Genomic DNA, 19,653 nt, shown 5'->3' with positions numbered 1-19,653 from the left:
ATGGAAGTGATAGCGCAGGTAGGCCGGGTCGACCCGGTGATTGAAAATGAAAAAGACGAGGCTGGGCAATCTCGCCAAGTATCTGGGGTCGTTGCTTATCTGAACGTCAACGTACCGCCTCTTAGCCGCAGCGGACATATCATGATCGGCCCGGTTCTGTCGGACAGCGACTTGGCATCAATGCTGACGCTGGGATCGTCGATCAAGATCGCGATCGCCGCGCCGGGCGGCAGTGGCGAACAGCCGTGACGGACACGGCAAATGCGGTTCAGGCGCGCATTATCGCCGAGACGGTCGCGCGGGCCGCGATCGAAGAATATGTCCGTGCCAATCCACCGAAAGCCGAAATGCCGCCTCACCTCAAATGGATCGCTGGCATCGGTGGTGCAGTCCTGACCGCGCTGATCGTCGGCATGTGCAGCTGGATGGCCGCGACGCTGTCCGATCTGACGAAGACGGTCGCGCGGATCGACGAGCGGCAACAGGTCACGGCGGATGATCGTCGCGAGATGAAGGAACGGCTCAATCGCATCGAGGAACGTCTCGGGCGGCTGGAAACAGGAGGTGTGAGATGAAGACGATCGACCAACTGATCGACGAGGTGATCGCACGCGAGGGGGATTACAGCAACCATCCGGCCGATCGTGGCGGGCCGACGCGGTTCGGCATCACCGAGCAGGTGGGGCGGGCCAATGGCTATACCGGCGACATGAGGGTCTTTCCGCGTCAGCGCGCGGAGGCGATCTATCGTGCGATCTATTGGACGCGGCCGTCGTTCGACCAAGTCGCGGCCTATGCGCCGGTCATCGCGGCCGAGCTGTTCGATACCGGCATCAACATGGGCGTCGGCGTCGCGTCGACCTTTCTCCAGCGCGCCCTCAACGCACTGAATCGCGGGGCGGTCGACTATCCGGATATCAAGGTCGATGGGCAGATCGGCGCGATGACGATCTATGCGCTGCGGCTTTACCTGGCCAAGCGGGGTGATCGGGCGGAGCTGGTCATGCTGCGGGCGCTGGAGGCGCTGCAAGGCGAGCGCTATATCAAGTTGACCGAGGATCGCCCGGCGAACGAAGCGTTCCTTTTCGGCTGGCTGTCGGAGCGGATCGGACAGGCGGCATGAGCGGCTTTCAGTGGCCCAGCGAGCGCGGCTGGCTCGTCATCATCGTGACTGCATTGCTCGTCTATGTCCTGACCCTGCTCGCGCTTTTTCCGGCGCTGGAAAAATCCCAGCTCTTCGTCGCGCTAGCCTCCGGCGTGGTCGGTGCATCCTTCATGGCGGTGATCGGCATGTGGACATCGGCCACCAAGGCCGGTGCCGAATTGGCGCAGAAGGCGATGGACCAGCGCGGCTCGCCGAATCAAAAGGACCCCAATTGATGGATATTTATCGCGGTCAGAATCTGGCGGTCGCGGCCCGTCTGTGCGCTGCCCTGTTTTAACGGGCATTCCGACGAAAAGCCTAAAATGCGCCAAAATCGGAATGTCTTGATTCTTTAAGTATCTGTAAAATAAGAAATGTTGCAACTTTCCTAATCTGAGGGCCACTGGTTCGAATCCAGTCGGGGTCACCATGCGAGATGCGGGCAGCATCGGTGCCGCAGATGAACAATCATGACGATTGCGCAACGATCTTTTTTATAAGTCAAATGACAATCGAGACATGAAACGCGATCTTAAGAGGTCGATGCCATAACCGCCCCATATTCCGGGTGGTGCATGATGAAAAATCTGAAGATCAGCGGCAAATTGTTCGTGGCGTTCGGCATCCTCGCCGCCGCCCTGGTTGTCACGATGGTGCTGTCCATCATGAGCCAGCAGCATCTGAACAGCGTGGCGGAAAATCTGGGACGTGTCCGGCGCGACAAGCTGGTCGCCATGTCGCTGATCAACACGGCGACGTCCGACTACCGCATCTATGAGGCGACAGTCGTGCTCTCGCCCGAACCCGATCAGATCAACGCCGCCTATCGGGACTTGCAGGAACGGTCGCAGACGATCGCCAAGAACGAAGCCTTTCTCGATCGGACCCTGTCGTCGCCCCGGGCCATCGAACAATTCCGTACCTTCCGTGACCATTGGAACGAGTTCGAGCAACAGTCACGCAAGACGGTCGATCTCGGCCGCCAGAATCTGAATGCCGAGGCGCTGGCCAGTTTTCGGGCGAGCAAGCGTATCTTCGATACGGCGAACAAGGACGCCTCCGTCATGACCGACATTCAGGTCGGCCTGATGGACAAGGAGATGAAAGAGGCGAATCAGGATTATATCTGGTCGCGCAACGCCTCGATCGCCATTTCGGTGCTGGTGCTCGCCCTGACCGCCTATCTGCTGATGATCCTGATCCGGGGCATCGCCAATCCACTGGCGGCGATGACCGCCGCGATGCGGAAGCTGGCGGCGGGTGACCTGAACACCAGGCTGGAGGTCGAACCGCGCCGCGACGAAGTGGGCCAGCTGGCCGAGGCGATGGTTGCGTTCCGCGACCAGCTCGCAGGGGCGGAGCGCGCCAAGGCCGAACAGACCAGCCTGATCGTCAGCAGCATCGGCAGCGGCCTCGACGCGCTGGCGCAGGGCGACCTGACCAGGCGGATCGACGCGGACCTGACCGGCCCGTTCGAAAAGCTGAAGCAGGACTTCAACCATGCGATGGACTCGGTCTCCGCCACGCTGGCCGCGGTGAACGCCAGCGCACAAGGGATCACCAACGGCGCCGCCGATATCCGCGAGGCGTCGGACGACCTGTCGCACCGCACCGAGCAGCAGGCGGCCAGCCTGGAGGAAACCGCCGCGGCGATGCACGAGATCACCGAGACGGTTCGCGAAACGGCGGAAAATGCCAAGCGCGCCAATCAGGCGGTCACCGAAACCCGCACCGATGCCGACCAGTCGACCGATGTGGTGCGCAAGGCCGTCGAGGCGATGCACGGTATCGAACGCTCGTCGCACGAGATCAGCGAGATCATCGCGGTGATCGACGGCATCGCCTTCCAGACCAATTTGCTGGCGCTGAACGCCGGTGTCGAGGCCGCGCGCGCCGGGGATGCGGGCAAGGGCTTTGCGGTGGTCGCCTCCGAAGTGCGTGCGCTGGCGCAGCGTTCGGCCGATGCGGCCAAGGACGTGAAGGAGCGGATCACCGCCTCGACCCAGCAGGTCGATGCCGGGGTGCAGCTGGTCGCGCAGGCGGGCAATGCCCTGACCCGCATCACCGGCCGGATCGGCGAGATCAACGCGCTCGTCTCCGACATCGCCTCGGCCGCGGCGCAGCAGGCGACGGGCCTGCAGCAGGTCAACACCGCCGTCGCCGAGATGGACGGGGTCACCCAGCAGAATGCCGCGATGGTCGAACAGGCGACCGCCGCCGCGCGCAGCCTGTCGGAGGAAACCGGCAACATGACCCGTGAGGTGGCCCGCTTCCGCCTGATCGACGGCGGCATGGTCACGCGGACCCCCGCGCCGGTGGTCCATCACTCGCCGGTCCACCAGCTCCAGGCCCGGGTGGCGCAGGCGACTCCCCGGATCACCGCCGCCGCCCCGCGCGTCGCCCGCACGTCCGGTGCCGCCGCCGCCGCGGTTGCGGTCGATGACGGCGACTGGTCGGAGTTCTGAACCCTCTCAACGGGGGATGAGGCAAAGCCCGTTCGTCACAGCCGCCCGACGATCGTCCCGGCGCGGATCGCATCCCCCTCGACCAGCGGCTCCGCCAGTTTCATCCCCCTGGGCAGGAACAGGATGATGGTCGAGCCATGCTCGAACCAGCCCATCTCCTCGCCCTTGCCGAGGCGGGCGGAACAGGCGGTGCGGCCGGGGCCATGGTCGCGGAGTGTCGCGACCGTGTCCAGGCAGTGCAGGCGGATGCTCGCGACCAGGATCGCGGCGACCGGCACGATCAGCAGCGGATGTCCCGACACCAGGGTGCGCGCCTCGATCACCGCGCGTTCGTTGCGACAGAACAGGCGCTCGACCCGCTTCAGCGCGATCGGGTTCACGTTCCAGCAGTCGCCCGACAGATAGGTCACGCCCTCCACCACGATATCCGTCGGCGCATGGAAACGATGATACATGCCCGCCGTCAGCCGCAAGGTCAGGAAGGACCCGTCGCGGAAACGCTCGACCAGCCCGGGATCGGGGATCAGGTCGCCCAACCTGTAGGGGAAGCCCTTCACCTGATAGAGCCGGTCGCCCTCGATGCGGCCATGCGCACCCACGATCGCGTCGCAGGGCGAGGCGATGGTATCGGGGTCGCTGTCGAACGCACGCGCGCCGTCGCGCAAGGAACGGACGAATCCGTCGCGCAGGGACTTGAACCGGGTCGTGCGCGCATCGGACAGGTCGACGCCCGCGAAGAATTTCCACAGCGCCAGGCTCGGTCCGGCGATCAGCGGATGCTCGATCCGGGCAAGCCGCCCGACCAGTTTCGTCGCGAAGCGGCGCGGCAGGCGGTTGGTGACGAGGAAATTGATATCCTCGTTCAGGAAGAACCGCATGATGGGTCCGCGCATTGTCATGCCTCCGTCATGGGCACGCGGTCAAAGGCCGCATGAACCCGATTCTCACTGGCCTGCTGGCCGCTTCCGCCGGTGCCGTCGCCCTGACGAAAGGGCATCGGCGGCTGACCCTGTCGCGCGCCAAGCATCCGGGGCTGGGCGGCCATGTCCGCATGGCCAAGCGGATCGCCGGGCAGATTCCCTTCTACAGCTATGGCGAGGATCGCTTCTTCCGAGTCGACGATGCGCCGGATCCGGTCGCCGCGCAGCGCCGTGCCGGGTTCGAGCGGCTGGGCGCGCTGTTCGCCGAGCGTTTCGCGCAGACGCTGGCGCTGACCCGCGAGACGCGCCCGGGTCTGTCCGATCTGCAATTCACCGGCGCGTATCGCGTGCCCTTCCAGTTTCGCGAGAAGGTGCGCACCACGCTGGCCACCGGTGCCTTCTATCAGCGCTCCGAGGGGCCGATCCTGGTCGATCTGGACGGCAACCGGCTGATCGACCTGACCGGTTCCTACGGCGTCAACCTGTTCGGCAACGACTTCTACAAGCAGACCATGGCCGAGGGGGCGGCGATGGTCGCCGATCTGGGCGGGGTGCTGGGGTCCTTCCACCCGGTCGTCGCCGACAATGTGCACCGCCTGACCGAATTGTCGGGGATGGACGAGGTGTCCTTCCACATGTCGGGCACCGAGGCGGTGATGCAGGCGGTGCGGCTGGCGCGCTATCACACCCGCAGGCCGCGCCTGGTGCGCTTCGCGGGGGCCTATCATGGCTGGTGGGGCGATGTGCAGCCCGGCATCGGCAACCCGGTTCCCGCCGACCGCACGCTGACGCTGGCCGACATGTCCGAGCGGACGCTGAAGGTGCTGGCGACGCGCAAGGATATCGCCTGCGTGCTGGTCAATCCGCTCCAGGCGATGCACCCCAATGGCTCGGCCCCCTCGGACGGCCAGCTGGTCGATGGCGGGCGCAAGGCGGGGGCGGATCTGGTCGCCTATCGCGACTGGCTGCATCGGCTGGCCGCGACCTGCCGCGCCAACGGCATCGTCCTGATCTTCGACGAGGTGTTCATGGGCTTCCGCCTGGCGAAGGGGGGAATGCCGGAGTATTTCGGGGTGAAGCCCGACCTCATCACCTATGGCAAGACGCTGGGCGGCGGCCTGCCGGTCGGCGTGCTGTGTGGTCCCGCCAATCTGATGAAGCGCTGGCGCGAGGATCGGCCGGTCGACATCTGCTTCGCGCGCGGGACCTTCAATTCGCACCCCATGGTGATGGGGGCGATGAACGCTTTCCTGCGGCGGCTCGACACACCCGAGGTGGCGGTGCTGTATGACGGGCTGGACGAACGCTGGAACGCCCGCGCGGCGATGTTCAATGCGCGGATGGCGGAGGCCGGGCTGCCGCTGTCGGCCGCGCATGTCCAGACGATCTGGACCATCCTCTATTCGGTCGCCTCGCCCTATCACTGGATGCTGCAATATTATCTCCGGGCGCACGGCTTGGCGTTGAGCTGGGTCGGGACCGGGCGGCTGATCTTCAGCCTCGATATCGACGACACCCTGTTCGCCGAGATTTGCGACCGCTTCGTTGCAGCGGGACAACAGATGCGTGACGATGGCTGGTGGTGGACCTCGCCGGAGGCACCGCAGGAGTTGAAGGCGGCGAACAAGGCGATCCGGCGGCGGATACTGAAGGAGTCGCTGGCGGTGCGGTTGGGGCGGGGAGGGTAGGCCTCTTCCGCTCTCACTGCTCCCCCTCCCGCAGGCGGGAGGGGGGCGGGGGGAGGGCAGGGTGTCTCACCGAGCCTTTGGCCTGCGGCTTGCCCTCCCCCATCCCCTCCCGCTTGCGGGAGGGGAGCGGCCAGACGAGACGTTCGAACATAAAAACGGGGCGGTGGTCCTTGTCGAACCGCCGCCTTGTCCGTCGAACCGAAAGTCGCGCGTTACGCCGCTTTCAGGTCCTCGAAATCATCGACATCGTGATGATCCATCCGCTCGCCCTTCATCAGGCGGCGCGGTGCGCTCTTGTACATCTTGAAGTCGTTGAACGGGTCGGTGACGATCTTCGTCGCCCAGACGAGGCCGGTCTCCAGATCGCGTTGCGCCCACAGCTGCATCACCCGCACGACGATCGCGCTGACGCCCAGGCCGAGCCAGCCGATGCCGACATGGCGCAGATAGCCCATGAAGCCGTCGGGATATTCGAGGGTGCCGAACAGCGTAGGCTGAACCAGCAGCACAACCGGGATCGCGGCCCATATGCCCATCAGCACATATTTGCGCGCCAGGTTGTAGCCGACCTTGATCTCTTCCTTATGATCATGCGTCGCCTTGTTCACATGATCATAGCCCTTGGGCTCGAAGAAGAAATGCCCGGCCTGGCGGCTGGTCATCGCCACGCCCCAGGCGAGCAGGCTGGCCACCGCCGGGTCGATGAACAGCAGCACATAGGCGGTCAGGAAGGTACAGGCGCTGACGAAGTGCAGGCTCTGATTGACCAGGCTGTGATGATAATAACGATGATCGTCCCACCGCTGTTCGGCGAGCTGCGCGCGGAAACCCGTCATTGGACTTGTCCTTGGAGGGAAGGCTGGCGCTTGGCGAAGCGGACCAGCGAGAAATGGCCGAGCGGGGGCAGGGGGCGGCTTTCGACCAGCTCCACATCGCCGCGCGTCGCCGCCCAGTCGGTGTAACGCTCGAACGGGAAGTCGGTACGGAACCCCAGGCGGCTGGTGATCGGCATCAGCGTCTTTTCGATCCACCCGCGCAGACCGTCGCCCGCGCCCACGCGCGTCGCGATCACGATCTCGCCACCGGGGCGACAGATGCGGGCGAACTCGTCCAGCGCCTTTTCGGGGTTGGGCACGGCGGTGATGACGTACTGCGCGACCACCACGTCGAAACTGTTGTCGGCGAATTGCAGCGCCTCGGCATCGCCATAGGCGATCTGCTCGACATGGGAGAGGTTGCCGCGCTTCACCCGCTCGCGCGCCTTGTCGAGCATCGGCTCGGACAGGTCGACGCCGACGATGCGATTGTTGCGCGAATATTGAGGCAGCGAGATGCCGGTGCCGACCCCCACCTCGATGATGCGGCCGCCGATGCGTTCGGCGGCGACGATGGCAGCGGAGCGGCCTTTCCTAAAGACGGGGCCGAAGACCAGATCATAGACAGGCGACCAGCGGTCATAGGCCTTGGTGACGCTGGCGGTACTCATCTGCGTTGCCATCGAAGGGGCATCCCGTTGAACGACGATGCGATCCCTGTTCGCAGCAGGCGGTGACAGTTTCACGACAAACCAGTCATGGCTTGCGAGAATATCGCAATAGCGCAACGAATATGTCATCATCCATGCATGAATATGTCGCATGTGATAGGTAAATGATAAGGTCGAGGGTCCGTCAAATAGGTGGCGTATGACCATTCTAAACTTTCCACCCGACGCGGATTGCGGGGGTGATGGTCTTCTATACTTTTGATGTTCGGATTTCGTGAGGTGTCGCGACTCGGCTGCGTGCGCCGGTGGAGCGATCCGCCGTCAGCGATAGCGGCTTTCTTGCACGGTCATGGCGTCATGGGTCCGCCTGATTTTTCCGGCACGCGATAACCGCTGGTGGGTTTCGCCATTTCTATGGCAAATTTTCCTACGCTTTGGCGTTCTGCACTATGTTGAAAATCTCTAACTCATTGAAAAGCAATGAATCATGTGTATGGCATGACTAATGCAGTAACTCACATGCCGGGGTGATCCGGCATAAAGGGAGTTACCACCATGTTGCTGACACTGCTGATCGCATCGACCCTTTCCGCCGCTCCGGCCCGTGAGACCGTCGAGGCTGCCCCCATCACGCTTAACACGGTCGCCGTGACGACCAGCGGCGGGGCGCCCTCGGTCATGCCGTCCAAGGCGACGCGCTACTGCGTCGTCGCGCAGATCACCGGCTCGCACCTGCCGGTCAAGGTCTGCCGCACCGCCGAGGACTGGATCGCGATGGACGGCCAGATCCCCACCGGCCGCATCGCGCGTCGCTGAGCCCTGAAAAACGGAGACCGATGATGATGTTCGCCCTGCTCGCCGCCGCTGTCCTGTCCGCGCCGTCACCGCGCGAAGAAGCGGCCAAACCCGCCGCCCCCGCCGTCGAAACCGCCGCCCTGCCGACCGCGCCGACGGCCGCCGCCAAGCCGACCCGCTATTGCTTCCTGAATGTCCAGGAGGACCATATCATGCGCGGCAAGGTCTGCCTGACCCGCAAACAATGGATGTGGCGCGGCGTCGACCCGCTCGACTATCTCGGCCGCAACAAATGAAGTACGGGATAAGGGGCCGCCTCTTTTGCGGACGGCCCCACCCGGTGCGATCAGACCAGATCGCGCGAATAGACGTTGTAGATCTTGTTGACGTCGCTGTTGATGGTCTCGGCGATCGAGCGCATCCCCTGATTGTCGTCGAGGACCCAGCCGATCTCGCCGCGCGACGCGCCATATTTCGTGACCGAGGCCTGGCGGATATATTCGATCATCATGAAGGCGAGCTGGCCCGCCATGCGCGACGCCTGAAGCTCCTTGACCACACCCATCAGCGGCACGCGCATCGTCCGCACCTTGGGCGCGCGCAGCCATAGCAGCAGCTTGGCCCAGCCGAAGGGCAACAGGCTGCCGTTCAGCGGCTTGATCGCCTCGTTCAGGTCGGGGAGCGTGATCATGAACGCCACCGGCTTGCCGTCCAGCTCGGCGATGCGGATCAGGTCGTTGAACACGATGGGCTTCAGCTTGACGCCGACATCCTTGATCTCGGGCGGGGTGAGGGGGATGAAGCCCCAGTTATCCGACCAGGCATCGTTCAGGATGCTCAGGATGATCGCGGCCTCCTCCTCGAACCTGGCCTTGTTCACCTCGCGGATGCGGATGCGCTCGTTCTTCTCGCCCGACTTGATGATGCGCTGGACGATCGGCGGGAATTCCTGCGTGATATCCAGCTCATAGGTGAAGAGCTGCTTGACGACGCCGTAGCCCGCGCCCTCGATCCAGCCCTGATATTCGGGGCGGGCATGGCCCATCATGATCGTCGGGTCCTGGTCGAACCCCTGGACCAGCAGGCCCGGCTCTTCCCAGACCGATTGCGAGACGGGGCCGATCGCACGGGTCATACCTTGGTCGCGCAGCCAGCCCTCGGCGGCGGCGAGCAGCGCCTGGAACACGTCCTGGTTCACCGCATCCATCAGGCCCCAGAAGCCGACGCCCGGACCGAAGCCCTTGGACGGGTCCATCTCCAGCGCCAGCGTGTCGAGATGCGCCGAGATGCGCCCGACGACCTTGCCATCCTCTTCCGCGAGGAAAAGCTGCGCCTTGGCATGGCTGTACCAGCCATTCTTCTCCGGCGTGATGAGGCCCAGCGCCTCACCCTTCAGCGGCGGAACCCAGTGGGGATCGTCGGCGTAGAGGCGGAAGGGGAAGTCGACGAACGCCTTGCGATCCGACTTCGACGAGATGGGGCGGATGGAAACGGTCATGGGATGCGGTCCGGCAATGATTTTGCCATCGTTCCTAACCGTCCGCGTCGATCATAGCGAGTGAGGATTCCGTCATCGCTGGACGTGGGAATGCCACCGTGTCGCCACTATGTGGGGGCAAAGGATAGAGCTATGGAATCGACGCTTTCTTTTGAACGGAGTGCGCAGGCCGTTGCAGCGGCCCCTGCCGTGCGTGTCCCGATTGCGGACGACAAGGCGATGCTGCGCGCCGCAGCCGAGCTGACCCGCGACCTGATCGCACCGCGTCCCGGCCTGTACTGGGCCGACATGGTGGGCAGCGCGCTGATCGGTTACGCGGCGCTGGCGGTGGCGGTCATGGCATCGTCGACGGGCGTGATCGTCGTCGCGTCGGTTGTGGCGGTGCTGGCGCTCTATCGCGCGCTGCTGTTCATCCACGAAGTCAGCCATATGAAGCATTCCGCGCTGCCGCGTTTCCGCGAAGGCTGGAACGCGCTGGTCGGGGTGCCGCTGCTGACGCCCGCCTTCATGTATGAGGGGGTGCATAACCTGCACCATGCCAAGACGCGCTACGGCACGGCGGACGATCCCGAATATCTGCCGCTGGCGCTGATGAAGCTGTGGACTCTGCCGGTGTTCATCCTGGTGTCGGCGCTGGCGCCGCTGGGCCTGTTGATCCGCTTTGCCATCCTGTCGCCGCTGTCCTGGGTCATCCCCGGCCTGCGCAAGATCGTGGTCGAGCGTTATTCGGCGCTGGCGATCAACCCGCAGTTCCGTCGCCGCATGCCCGAGGGCGAGGCGTTGGTCCGCTTCAACCGCACCGATGCGGCGGCCTCGATCTGGGCGATCACGCTGATCGCGCTGGTGGCGACGGGCGTGATCCCGGTGCGCGGCTTCGCGATCGGTTTCGCGATCGGCTCGGCGGTCGCCGTACTGAACCAGGTCCGCACGCTGGTCGCCCATCTCTGGGAGAATGAGGGCGAGCAGATGACCGTCACCGCGCAGTATCTGGACTCGGTCAACGTGCCGCCGCCCGCTTTGCTGCCGGGGCTCTGGGCGCCGGTCGGCTTGCGCTATCACGCGCTGCACCACCTGTTGCCGTCGCTGCCCTATCACGCGCTAGGCGAGGCGCACCGCCGGATCAGCGCGGCGCTGACCCCGGAGTCACCCTATCACAAGGCGAGCTATAAGGGCCTGCCGGGGCTGGTCGCGAAGATCGGCCTGAGTTCGATCCGTCGGGGGAAGTGATTTTCCCCTGCCGGGCGAGGGGCGGGCGAGCGCTTCGACTTCGCTCAGCGTGAACGGGTGTTGGGGCTTATCTCCCTCCGTTCAGCCTGAGCGAAGTCGAAGGCCAAGGGAAAACCGCTGCCCAGCCGCCATGCTTGCCCGTGCACTTCGACTTCGCTCAGTGCGAACGGGGGGAAGGGCAGGGCTAACCGCCCCTCACTCTTCCGTCCGGAACAGCACGGCCTCGCCAATCAGGAAGAACAGCAGGATCGGCGCCCAGGCCGCGAGGAAGGGCGGGTAGGCCCCCAGATCGCCCATCGCCATCGAGAAATTGTCGGCCACGAAATAAGCAAAGCCGAGCGCCATGCCGATCACGGCACGCACGAACAGCTTGCCCGACCGCGCGATGCCGAAGGCGGCGACCGCGCCCAAGAGCGGCATCAGCATCGCCGACATCGGCGCCGACAGCTTGTGCCAGAGCGACCCCTCCAGCGACTTGGTCGGCCGTCCGGCCTCCTGCAGATCGGTGATCGCGCTCGACAGCGCGCCGAAGGACAGATTGTCGGCGCTGACGCTGGCCAGCGTCAACTGCTCGGGCGTCACGCCGTGGCCAACGATCAGCGAGGGGTAGTTGGTCAGCTTGCCCGACTTCACCTCGAAGCGCGTCGCCGGGCCGATCTGCCAGCCATCACCCGAACGGATCCCGCGCGGCGCACGGACGATGGCCTGAAGGCTGCCGCCCGCGCGATCGTACAGCGTCACGCCGCCCAGCTGGGTCTTAGGCCCGCGCCCCTGGATCAGGTCGACCGAGATCAGGTCGTCGCCATCGCGCACCCACACATTGGCGCGGTCGCCGCTGTCGATGGGCAGGGGACCATATTGCACCTTCTGCCAGGCCGATAGCGTCGCGCTGGCGCGCGGCACGATGCGGTCGTTGAAGGCGAAGCTGAACGCCGCCACGCCCGCGCTGGCGATCAGCAGGGGGGCCAGCACCTGATGCGCCGACATGCCCGCCGCCTTCAGCGCGATGACCTCCGAATTCTGGTTCATCGTGAAGAAGGTCAGGATCGTGCCGAGCAGCACCGAGAAGGGCAGCAGGAACGACACGATCTGCGGCAGGCGAAGCGAGACGTAGCGCCAGACCTGCGCCTGTCCGTTCCCCGGCGCGGCCAATACCGCGCCCGACTCGCTCAGCACGTCGAGCGTCTGGAGCACCAGCGCCACCGCGAACAGGATGGCGAAGGTGCGCACCAGGAACATCTTCGCCATGTAGATGGCGATCGTCTTCGACGGGAAAATGTTGGACAGGCTCATGCCGTATAGGCCTTTTTACGGCGGCGGCCGGGTATCCAGCGGCCGATCGCCTTGGCGAGCTTGGCCACCCCGCGCTCCAGTGCGCCGATGGGCTGGCCGCCGGGCACATAGGCGGTGACATAATACATCCACAGGACCAGCCCCGCGAACACCGCGAACGGCCCCCATAGCGCCAGGATCGGGTTCACCCGCCCCAGCGCACCGATATCGGCGGCATATTGGTTCACCTTGAAATAGGTGACGAGCATCACGATCGACAGGAATACGCCCAGCGCCGAGGTCGATCGCTTCGGCGGAATGCCCAGCGATACGGCGAGAAGGGGCAGGAGGAACATCGTCACCACCTCGACCACGCGGAAGTGGAATTCGGACCGGCTGCCCGCGCGCGCCTCCGCACTCTGCGCCTCCTGACCGTGGCGGGCCAGTTCGGGCAGGGTGAACTCCAGGTCGCGGCCGCCGCGCTGGCGGAAATTGTCGAACTTGGGCAGGTCGATCGGCAGGTCGTGGCTGGAGAAGGTCAGCACGCGCGGTGCCTTGAACTCGGGCCGGTTGTGGATCAGCGTGCCGTTGGTCAGGCGGAAGATGATGACGTTGGGATCGTCGGTCGCCAGGAAGCGCCCGCGCGCCGCCGTCACGCCGATCCAGTCGCCCTTCGACGTGTTGGCGTGGACGAAGATGCCCGACAGGTCGCGGCCATTCTCGCGGCTTTCCTCGATGCGCAGGGTCATGCGGTCGCCCAGATGGGTGAACTCGCCGACCTTGATCGACGCGCCCAGCGCGCCGGTGCGCAGTTCGTAGCGCAGGCCTTCGTAATAATAGCGGGCAACCGGCTGAATATAGCCGACGATCGCCAGGTTCAGCGCCGCCAGCACGATCGCGTACATGTACGGCACGCGCAGCAACCGGGTATAGCTCATGCCGACGCCGCGCATCACGTCCAGCTCGGACGAGGTGGCGAGGCGGCGAAAGGCGAGCAGGATGCCCAGCATCAACCCGATCGGGATGCCCAGCCCCAGATATTCGGGCAGCAGATTGGCGAGCATCCGCCACACCACGCTGATCGGCCCGCCCTCCGTCGCGACGAATTCGAACAGGCGGCGGATGCGATCGAGCACCAGCAGCATCGCCGAGATGAGCAGCGTCGCGAACAGCGGCAACGCGATCAACCGGGCCATGTAGCGATCGATAGATTTCATGCCGGGGACATCACTCGCGCGATAAAACGGCCATGGCTATACGGGGGCGGGCAGGGCGCGTCACCCCTTGTTTGTGAAGGATTCCCCTGGCCTTCGACTTCGCTCAGGCTGAACGGAGCGAGGGAGCGCCCTTTTACAACAGCCGTTCGGCCTGAGCGAAGTCGAAGGCCACGCCCCACACCCCCTCAAGCCGCCGCGCAGACCGGCCCGTCCGCCCGTTTCAACGCCGCCGCCACCGCGCGTTCCAGCCCGGCCAGCGTGAACGGCTTGCGCAAGACCTCATGCCCCTCGAACCCCGTCGCCTGTGCATCGCCCGCAAAGCCGGTGACGAACAGCACCGCCAGATCGGGATGGCTCGGGCGGATCGTGGCGATCAACTCGGGTCCGGTCAGGTGCGGCATCAGCACGTCGGACACGATCAGCCGGATGCCCGGATGCCGCGCCAGCAGCCCTTCGGCCTCGCGCGGGTCGTTGCAGGGGATCGGGTCATGGCCCAGTTCCTGAAGCGCGCTCATCGTGGCGGCCAGCACGCGGGGATCGTCCTCGACCAGCAGGATGCGCAGCGCGTCGTTGGCTTCGACCTCCGTCCTGGCGACGTCAGGTGTGGCCTCGACCGGCAGGGCCGGGGCGGGGGCGGAGTGGCGGGGCAGATAGAGATTGACCGTCGTGCCCTTGCCCGGCGCACTCTGGATGGTCACGTCGCCGCCCATCTGGCCGACCAGCCCGAAAATCTGGCTGAGGCCCAGTCCGGTGCCCTTGCCCGCGGGCTTGGTGGTGAAGAACGGCTCGAACACGCGTTCGATCACCTCGGGCGTCATTCCCTCGCCGGTGTCGGCGACCGACAGCACGACATAATCACCCGCCTCGCCGCGCGGCAGGGCATGCGGCCCCATCCTCATCTCGGCGGTGCGGATGGTCAGCTCGCCGCGTCCGTCCATCGCGTCGCGGGCGTTGACCGCCAGGTTCAGGATCGCATTCTCCATCTGGGTGCGATCGCCGAACAGCGTCCAGCCGGTCGTCCAGTCCTGGATCGTCACCTTCACCCCGTCGCCCAGCGTCCGGTCGAGCAGGTCGCGCATCCCCTCGACCAGGCGGCGCGGGACGAGCGTTTCGGGGGCCAGCGCCTCCTCACGGCTGAACATCAGCAGGCGGCGGGTCAGCGCGGCGGCGCGGTGCGCGCCCTCGGTCGCGCTTTCCAGATGGCGCGCCATGTCATCCGGCGATCCGGTCCGGCGCGCCAGTTCCAGCCCGCCCAGCACGACCGCCAGCATGTTGTTGAAGTCATGCGCGATCCCGCCGGTCAGCTGGCCCAGCGCGTCCATCTTCTGCGCCTGACGCAGCTTGGCCTCCTGAACCTTCAGTTCTTCGGTGGCCACCTCGACCGCGCTGGCCAATTCCTCGGCCCGAGCGCGTTCGGCGCGTGCTTCGGCATGGGCCTTCGCCCGCTCGCTGACCGCGCCGACGATGATCCAGGCCAGCGCGATGCCGCCCAGCACCAGCACGATGCCGAACACCACCAGCCCGCCCGCAATCCGGTTGGAATGCTGGATCGTCTCCTCGGCGGCTTCGGTGCGCTGTTGCAGCAGCACCCGCTCGCCATCGGTCAGCCGGGCGAGCAGATCGTTGATCTTCAGCAGGGCCTCGGCCTGGCGGGCCTGATAATAAAGGCCATAGGCCTGACGATTGAGGTGATAGGTGGTGGACAGCGCGATCGTCGACAATTCACGACCGCGCGCGCCGTAAGCTTGGCGAAGCTGGTCCATCAGGCGTTGCTGCCGCCGGTCCTCGATCATCCGGTCCAGCCGGTTGAGCTGCACCCCCGCCGTCGTCCATTCGTCCTGGTAGAGCTGGCCCAGCTTGCGGTCGCCCGAGATGACATAGCGGCCCAGCGACGCCTCGGACCGGGCGATGGTGCCCGCCAGGGTGCGGGCGGCGATCATCACGTCATAGCTGTGGCTCTGCCGCTCCAGCGCGCGGTCGCGCTCGCGATTGGCGTGGCCCAGCGTGATGACGAGCATGGCCAGCGTCACCGCACCCGCCACCGCCATCGCGATCAGCGTAAAGGTCCGCCACCGGCCGACCCCGCCAAGCTCCTCCTGATCCATCACGGGCGCGACGCTATCCTCGACGGCCGGATATTGCAAAGCCGGGCCGACTTTGCGTTCGGCCCGACCATGGGGTCAGGCAATGACGCCGACCGCCTGGCCCGCAGCGCGGAACATGCCCAGCACCGTCTGGATCTGCTCGGGCGTATGTTCGGCGCAGATTGAGCAGCGCAGCAGATAGGTGCCCGCCGGGGTCGCGGGCGGCCGCGCCATGTTGACGTAGAGGCCGCCGTCGAGCAGCGCCTGCCACATGATGACCGCCTGTTCCTGATCCTCCAGGATGACCGCGACGATCGCGCTGTCGCAATCCTCGGTGCCCAGGCGGAAGCCCATGTCCTTCAGCCCGCCGTGCAGCGCACGCGCGTTCGACCATAGCCGCTCGCGCTTTTCATGCGCGGTCATCAGCTTGCGGATCGAGGTCGCGGCGGTCGCCACGACCGAAGGCGGCAGCGAGGCGGTGAAGATGTACGGACGGCAGGCCAGGCGCACCGCCTCGAACTTCGGATGGTTGGACACGACGAAGCCGCCGACCGTGCCGACCGACTTGGAGAAGGTGCCGACGACGAAATCGACCTGGCCTTCCAGCCCCTGCGCCTCGTACACGCCGCGCCCGTTGGGGCCGAAAAAGCCCATCGAGTGCGCCTCATCGACCAGCACCATCGCGCCGTGCTTCTTGGCGACGGCGACCATCTCCTTCAGCGGGGCTATGTCGCCCAGCATCGAATAGACGCCCTCCAGCACGACCAGCTTGGCAGGCTCCTTGGGCAGGCGGCCGAGTCGCTTGTCGAGGTCCTCGACCGAATTGTGGCGGAAGCGGACGATCTCGGCATTGCCCTGCTGGCAGCCGTCATAGATGGACGCATGGCTGTCGGCGTCGAGGATGACATACTCCCCCTTGCCCGCCAGCGTCGAGATGATGCCCAGATTCGCCATATAGCCGGTCGAGAAGACGATCGCGCCGGTCGTGCCGTAGAATTCGCGCAGCGCCTGTTCCACGTCCATATGGTCGTGGAAAGTACCGTTGAGCATCCGGCTGCCGTTCGTGCCCGAGCCGAACTTCTCCAGCGCGTCCTTGCCCGCCGCGATGACGTCCGCGTCGAAGGTCATGCCCATATAGTTGTAGGTGCCAAGCAGGATCGTGTCCTTTCCGCGGATCACGGCCTGCGTCGGCGACTTCACCTGTTCCATCACGATCGCGAAGGGATCGGTGACGCCGGAATCGAGCAGTTTCTGCCGCTCGGCGATCAGGCCGTCGAACTTGGAGAGCAGGTCGCGTTCGGGCGCGATTTCGGGCGCGTCGGCGGGCAGGGCGTGGGGCTGGACAGCGGCTTCGGTCATGGGAGGGTCCGTCTCGGGCGCTTCAGGGTCAGGCTTGCTTCAGCTTTTCGACCGCGTCGACCAGCTGGCCGACATTCTCGATCTCGGCCTGCATGTTCATCGTGATGATGATCTCGAATTCGTCCTCGATCGCGGCGACGAAATCCATCACGGTCAGGCTGTCCCACTCCAGGTCGCCCTGGAAGGTCGTCGCCTCGGTCAGTGCCACGCCCTTCTTGTTGAAGAGCGCGATCTGGGCCGCGACGGTGTCGAAAATGGCTTGGCGGTCGCTCATGATGATCCTTTCAGTCGGGCGCCCAGTGGCACCCAAATGCGGCGGCTTTTCGACCGCCTGTATGTTCGCTGCTATAGCAAGCCGTTGGCGCGATACCACCGTGCCGTGTCGGCCAGCCCCTTGGCCAGCGATATGGCGGGCTCCCACAGCGCCGGGTCGGGGCGCAGGGCGGCGTCGGCGGTCCAGTCGGGGTGGCAGAGATAGCCGACCCGGTCGGGGGTCAGCTTGGCGCCATTGCCCCGGAACTTGCGGTCGATTGCCGCGCCCAGGCTTAGCAGCGCCTTGGGCAGGTGCAGCGTCATCACCCGCCGCCCCACCGCCGCGCCCATGGCCTGGGCGAGTTCGGCGTGGGTCAGGACCTGCCCGTCATCGACCTCCAATACGCTGCGCGGACCATCGGTCGCGACCAGCGTGGTCAGCAGCCGGGCGAAATCCTCGACCGCGATCAGCGACAGCTTGCCCGGCGGCGGCATGAAGGCGAGGCCGAGTTTGGCGGTACGGAATATGTCCAGCCACTCGGTATCGTGCGGGCCATAGATGCCGCTCGGCCGGACGATGGTCCAGTCGAGGCCGCTTTGCATCACGACATCCTCGGCCTGTCGCTTGGACCAGCCATAGACGGACAGCGCCGGCTCGCGCGCCGACAGCGAGGAGACATGGACGAAGCGCTTGATCCCCGCCGCTCTGGCTGCCTGGACCATGGCGCGCGTGCCGTCGACATTGCCCGCGACAAAGCCCTCGCGATCGGGGGCATTCACCACGCCCGCAATGTGCAGCACCGCGTCGGCCCCTTCGACCAGCGTGGCCAGGCTCTCCGGCTTGTCGAGCGCGCCCGCGATCCAGGTAAGCCCCGCGCGCGACGGCTGGGCGCGGCGGGTGAGGGCGCGTAAGGTGAGGCCCGACCCGGCGGCACGGTCCACCACCGCGCGACCGACAAAGCCGGTCGCTCCCGTCACGGCGACGATCATAGCAGGGCCAGATGGTTGCGATGGATCAGCGCGGCGCGCGGCGCATGGCCCAATATCCCGGCCTGCTGGTCCGAACGCGTACCGACCAGCGCGCGCGCCTCGGTCGAATCATATTCGCTGAGGCCGCGCGCGATGGTGCCGCCCGGCCCCTCGATCGTGACGAGATCGCCGCGCGCGAAATGGCCCTGCACGGCGGTCGCTCCCGCCGCGAGCAGGCTGTTGCCCTCGGCCAGCGCCCTGGCCGCGCCCGCATCGACATGAATCGCGCCGCGCGCGGTCAGGCCGCCCGCCAGCCATGCCTTGCGGGCGGGCGCGCTCTTTTCCGCGACGAAGATCGTGTGGCGCGCAGGCGTCGACAGCGGATGTTCGATCCGCCCCGATGCGATGGCGAGATGCGCACCCGCGCTGACCGCGATGCGCGCGGCGGCGATCTTCGACACCATGCCGCCCGATCCCATGCCGGAGGCGGAGCCGCCATCGGCCATGCCGTGGACCGCATCGATCCGCTCGACCCGCTCGATATGGCGCGCTTGCGGGTTGGTATGCGGGTTGCTGTCATACAGCCCGTCCACGTCGGAGAGCAGCAGCACACCGTTCGCGCCCGCCGCCTGTCCGACCCTTGCGGCCAGCCGGTCATTGTCGCCGAAGCGGATTTCCTCGGTCGCCACGCTGTCATTCTCGTTGATGACCGGCACCACGCCCAGGCCCAGCAGCCGGTTCAGCGTCGCGGCGGCGTTCAGGTAGCGGCGGCGATCCTCCAGATCGTCGAGCGTGACCAGCATCTGTGCGGCGGTGAGGTGTTCGGCGTGCAGCAATTCAGCCCAGGCCTGGCTGAGCGCGATCTGGCCGGTCGCGGCTGCGGCCTGCGCATCCTCCAGGCTCGCACGGCCGCCCTTGGGCAGGCCCAGGCGACGCGCGCCGAGGGCGATCGCGCCCGACGAGACGATCGCGATCTGCTGCCCCTGGCGTACCCGCATGGCGATGTCGGCGACCAGGCCGGTCAGCCAGTCGCGACGGACTTCGCCTTCGGGCGTGACGAGGAGCGCGGAGCCGACCTTGACGATCAGGCGGGGGCAGGTGGTGGGGGGGAAGATCATCGGTCGGTGGAGTGCCACGATTGTCGGTCTCTGCGAGGCGTCTTTCCCTCCCCCATCCCCTCCCGCCTGCGGGAGGGGCGTGCTTGGGGTGGGCGGCCTGCCAAGAATCGCTCCCCTCCCGCAGGCGGGAGGGGGTGGGGGAGGGCAGGGTGTCTCACC

At 65.8% G+C, this 19,653-nt stretch carries 20 protein-coding genes; 9 read left to right on the top strand and 11 right to left on the bottom strand.

Annotation, left to right across the window (positions count from 1 at the left end):
- The 5 genes from SP5_RS19050 (at position 1) to SP5_RS06955 (ending at position 3,609) form a co-directional block, all read left to right on the top strand.
- Positions 1-249, top strand: coding sequence for a hypothetical protein (locus SP5_RS19050; RefSeq protein ID WP_157013614.1), 249 nt, complete (start codon positions 1-3; stop codon positions 247-249).
- A complete protein-coding gene (locus SP5_RS06970) occupies positions 246-575 on the top strand; it encodes a hypothetical protein (RefSeq protein WP_042486058.1) in 330 nt (109 codons plus the stop codon). Before SP5_RS19050 ends, SP5_RS06970 begins: the two co-directional genes overlap by 4 nt.
- Entirely contained in the window at positions 572-1,123 is a 552-nt protein-coding gene (locus SP5_RS06965; protein ID WP_042486056.1) for a glycoside hydrolase family 108 protein, read from the top strand. The genes SP5_RS06970 and SP5_RS06965 overlap by 4 nt, the downstream gene beginning before the upstream one ends.
- A complete protein-coding gene (locus tag SP5_RS06960; protein WP_042486054.1) occupies positions 1,120-1,380 on the top strand; it encodes a hypothetical protein in 261 nt (86 codons plus the stop codon). The genes SP5_RS06965 and SP5_RS06960 overlap by 4 nt, the downstream gene beginning before the upstream one ends.
- A 339-nt stretch (positions 1,381-1,719) precedes the next feature.
- Complete coding sequence (locus SP5_RS06955; RefSeq protein WP_042486051.1) at positions 1,720-3,609, top strand: methyl-accepting chemotaxis protein; 1,890 nt, start codon at positions 1,720-1,722, stop codon at positions 3,607-3,609.
- Between the two features lie 35 nt (positions 3,610-3,644).
- Here the strand turns inward: SP5_RS06955 and asd are convergent, their stop codons facing one another.
- Entirely contained in the window at positions 3,645-4,502 is an 858-nt protein-coding gene (gene asd, locus SP5_RS06950; RefSeq protein ID WP_245613425.1) for an archaetidylserine decarboxylase, read from the bottom strand.
- 38 nt (positions 4,503-4,540) lie between these two features.
- Between asd and SP5_RS06945 the strand changes: the two genes are divergently transcribed.
- On the top strand, positions 4,541-6,217 hold the full coding sequence (locus SP5_RS06945; RefSeq protein ID WP_042486044.1) for an aminotransferase class III-fold pyridoxal phosphate-dependent enzyme: 1,677 nt from the start codon (positions 4,541-4,543) through the stop codon (positions 6,215-6,217).
- Between the two features lie 212 nt (positions 6,218-6,429).
- Here SP5_RS06945 and SP5_RS06940 read toward each other — a convergent pair whose 3' ends face one another.
- Positions 6,430-7,053 (bottom strand): hypothetical protein, encoded by a 624-nt coding sequence (locus SP5_RS06940; RefSeq protein WP_042486040.1) that lies wholly within the window; start codon positions 7,051-7,053, stop codon positions 6,430-6,432.
- The gene (locus SP5_RS06935) at positions 7,050-7,703 is read right to left on the bottom strand and encodes a class I SAM-dependent methyltransferase (RefSeq protein ID WP_245613424.1); all 654 of its coding nucleotides are present in this window, start codon (positions 7,701-7,703) and stop codon (positions 7,050-7,052) included. The genes SP5_RS06940 and SP5_RS06935 overlap by 4 nt, the downstream gene beginning before the upstream one ends.
- A 555-nt stretch (positions 7,704-8,258) precedes the next feature.
- On the opposite strand from SP5_RS06935, the gene SP5_RS06930 reads away from it, so the two are divergent.
- Both SP5_RS06930 and SP5_RS06925 read left to right on the top strand, forming a co-directional pair.
- Positions 8,259-8,519 carry a hypothetical protein gene (locus tag SP5_RS06930; RefSeq protein ID WP_042486035.1) on the top strand — a complete coding sequence of 87 codons (261 nt, stop codon included), beginning with the start codon at positions 8,259-8,261 and terminating at the stop codon, positions 8,517-8,519.
- A gap of 20 nt (positions 8,520-8,539) precedes the next feature.
- Positions 8,540-8,794 (top strand): hypothetical protein, encoded by a 255-nt coding sequence (locus SP5_RS06925; RefSeq protein ID WP_042486032.1) that lies wholly within the window; start codon positions 8,540-8,542, stop codon positions 8,792-8,794.
- A gap of 50 nt (positions 8,795-8,844) precedes the next feature.
- Here the strand turns inward: SP5_RS06925 and SP5_RS06920 are convergent, their stop codons facing one another.
- A complete protein-coding gene (locus tag SP5_RS06920; RefSeq protein WP_042486028.1) occupies positions 8,845-9,996 on the bottom strand; it encodes a hypothetical protein in 1,152 nt (383 codons plus the stop codon).
- Between the two features lie 132 nt (positions 9,997-10,128).
- Between SP5_RS06920 and SP5_RS06915 the strand changes: the two genes are divergently transcribed.
- Entirely contained in the window at positions 10,129-11,223 is a 1,095-nt protein-coding gene (locus tag SP5_RS06915; protein WP_042486026.1) for a fatty acid desaturase family protein, read from the top strand.
- 195 nt (positions 11,224-11,418) lie between these two features.
- On the opposite strand, the gene lptG is transcribed toward SP5_RS06915, so the two are convergent.
- The 7 genes from lptG to proB form a co-directional block, all read right to left on the bottom strand.
- Entirely contained in the window at positions 11,419-12,516 is a 1,098-nt protein-coding gene (gene lptG / locus SP5_RS06910) for an LPS export ABC transporter permease LptG (protein WP_042486024.1), read from the bottom strand.
- Positions 12,513-13,712, bottom strand: coding sequence for an LPS export ABC transporter permease LptF (gene lptF / locus SP5_RS06905; protein ID WP_172839621.1), 1,200 nt, complete (start codon positions 13,710-13,712; stop codon positions 12,513-12,515). Before lptF ends, lptG begins: the two co-directional genes overlap by 4 nt.
- A 185-nt stretch (positions 13,713-13,897) precedes the next feature.
- Positions 13,898-15,817, bottom strand: a complete 1,920-nt coding sequence (locus tag SP5_RS06900) for an ATP-binding protein (protein ID WP_042486283.1) — start codon at positions 15,815-15,817, stop codon at positions 13,898-13,900.
- Positions 15,818-15,892: 75 nt separating this feature from the next.
- Entirely contained in the window at positions 15,893-17,155 is a 1,263-nt protein-coding gene (gene spt, locus SP5_RS06895; protein ID WP_042486022.1) for a serine palmitoyltransferase, read from the bottom strand.
- Positions 17,156-17,183: 28 nt separating this feature from the next.
- Positions 17,184-17,429, bottom strand: a complete 246-nt coding sequence (locus SP5_RS06890) for an acyl carrier protein (protein WP_042486020.1) — start codon at positions 17,427-17,429, stop codon at positions 17,184-17,186.
- 71 nt (positions 17,430-17,500) lie between these two features.
- A complete protein-coding gene (locus tag SP5_RS06885) occupies positions 17,501-18,397 on the bottom strand; it encodes an NAD-dependent epimerase/dehydratase family protein (protein WP_042486018.1) in 897 nt (298 codons plus the stop codon).
- Positions 18,394-19,494: a glutamate 5-kinase gene (gene proB, locus SP5_RS06880; RefSeq protein WP_042486017.1), complete on the bottom strand. Its 1,101-nt coding sequence runs from the start codon at positions 19,492-19,494 to the stop codon at positions 18,394-18,396. Before proB ends, SP5_RS06885 begins: the two co-directional genes overlap by 4 nt.
- Positions 19,495-19,653 lie beyond the last annotated feature (159 nt).

Source organism: Sphingomonas parapaucimobilis NBRC 15100 (assembly GCF_000787715.1).
Taxonomy (GTDB): Bacteria; Pseudomonadota; Alphaproteobacteria; order Sphingomonadales; family Sphingomonadaceae; genus Sphingomonas; species Sphingomonas parapaucimobilis.
This window is presented reverse-complemented; position numbering and strand designations above follow the sequence as displayed.

Excerpts from the sequence above, each read along its gene's own strand:
- SP5_RS19050 (WP_157013614.1), top strand. The coding sequence starts at position 1 with ATGGAAGTGATAGCGCAGGTAGGCCGGGTCGACCCGGTGATTGAAAAT.
- SP5_RS06965 (WP_042486056.1), top strand. The coding sequence starts at position 572 with ATGAAGACGATCGACCAACTGATCGACGAGGTGATCGCACGCGAGGGG.
- SP5_RS06960 (WP_042486054.1), top strand. The coding sequence starts at position 1,120 with ATGAGCGGCTTTCAGTGGCCCAGCGAGCGCGGCTGGCTCGTCATCATC.
- SP5_RS06955 (WP_042486051.1), top strand. The coding sequence starts at position 1,720 with ATGATGAAAAATCTGAAGATCAGCGGCAAATTGTTCGTGGCGTTCGGC.
- asd (WP_245613425.1), bottom strand. The coding sequence starts at position 4,502 with ATGCGCGGACCCATCATGCGGTTCTTCCTGAACGAGGATATCAATTTC.
- SP5_RS06945 (WP_042486044.1), top strand. The coding sequence starts at position 4,541 with ATGAACCCGATTCTCACTGGCCTGCTGGCCGCTTCCGCCGGTGCCGTC.
- SP5_RS06940 (WP_042486040.1), bottom strand. The coding sequence starts at position 7,053 with ATGACGGGTTTCCGCGCGCAGCTCGCCGAACAGCGGTGGGACGATCAT.
- SP5_RS06935 (WP_245613424.1), bottom strand. The coding sequence starts at position 7,703 with ATGAGTACCGCCAGCGTCACCAAGGCCTATGACCGCTGGTCGCCTGTC.
- SP5_RS06930 (WP_042486035.1), top strand. The coding sequence starts at position 8,259 with ATGTTGCTGACACTGCTGATCGCATCGACCCTTTCCGCCGCTCCGGCC.
- SP5_RS06925 (WP_042486032.1), top strand. The coding sequence starts at position 8,540 with ATGATGATGTTCGCCCTGCTCGCCGCCGCTGTCCTGTCCGCGCCGTCA.
- SP5_RS06920 (WP_042486028.1), bottom strand. The coding sequence starts at position 9,996 with ATGACCGTTTCCATCCGCCCCATCTCGTCGAAGTCGGATCGCAAGGCG.
- SP5_RS06915 (WP_042486026.1), top strand. The coding sequence starts at position 10,129 with ATGGAATCGACGCTTTCTTTTGAACGGAGTGCGCAGGCCGTTGCAGCG.
- lptG (WP_042486024.1), bottom strand. The coding sequence starts at position 12,516 with ATGAGCCTGTCCAACATTTTCCCGTCGAAGACGATCGCCATCTACATG.
- lptF (WP_172839621.1), bottom strand. The coding sequence starts at position 13,712 with ATGAAATCTATCGATCGCTACATGGCCCGGTTGATCGCGTTGCCGCTG.
- SP5_RS06900 (WP_042486283.1), bottom strand. The coding sequence starts at position 15,817 with ATGGATCAGGAGGAGCTTGGCGGGGTCGGCCGGTGGCGGACCTTTACG.
- spt (WP_042486022.1), bottom strand. The coding sequence starts at position 17,155 with ATGACCGAAGCCGCTGTCCAGCCCCACGCCCTGCCCGCCGACGCGCCC.
- SP5_RS06890 (WP_042486020.1), bottom strand. The coding sequence starts at position 17,429 with ATGAGCGACCGCCAAGCCATTTTCGACACCGTCGCGGCCCAGATCGCG.
- SP5_RS06885 (WP_042486018.1), bottom strand. The coding sequence starts at position 18,397 with ATGATCGTCGCCGTGACGGGAGCGACCGGCTTTGTCGGTCGCGCGGTG.
- proB (WP_042486017.1), bottom strand. The coding sequence starts at position 19,494 with ATGATCTTCCCCCCCACCACCTGCCCCCGCCTGATCGTCAAGGTCGGC.